Source organism: Pontimicrobium sp. MEBiC06410 (assembly GCF_053601615.1).
Window position 1 is genome coordinate 1 of sequence record NZ_JBSHNT010000053.1, and the last position, 258, is coordinate 258.

The following is a 258-nucleotide window of genomic DNA, read 5'->3' on the forward strand; positions in this document are numbered from 1 at the left end:
ATAGAAATAAACTCCTGCTCCTACATTTGGTGTTAACTCATCTACATTTTCTGAAAAGAATACATCTCCAGAATCTATTAAGTCTAAGTTTACTAAACCAATGTTATGAAATGTAGCTCCTGCTTTTAAACCAAAAGCTAATTTTGTGCCTCCTAATGGTAATGTATAAGAGAAATCTACATAGGCATTGGTTTCGTTTACTGGCCCTATTTCGTCATTTATTAACGAGAACCCTAGCCCTACACGGTTACCTATTGG

The 258-nt window shown here is 35.3% G+C and carries 1 protein-coding gene; it reads right to left on the reverse strand.

Features of this window, described 5'->3' with window-relative positions:
• A partial coding sequence (locus tag ACVC08_RS00325; RefSeq protein ID WP_452600524.1) for a type IX secretion system membrane protein PorP/SprF occupies positions 1–258 on the reverse strand: 258 nt, incomplete at both ends.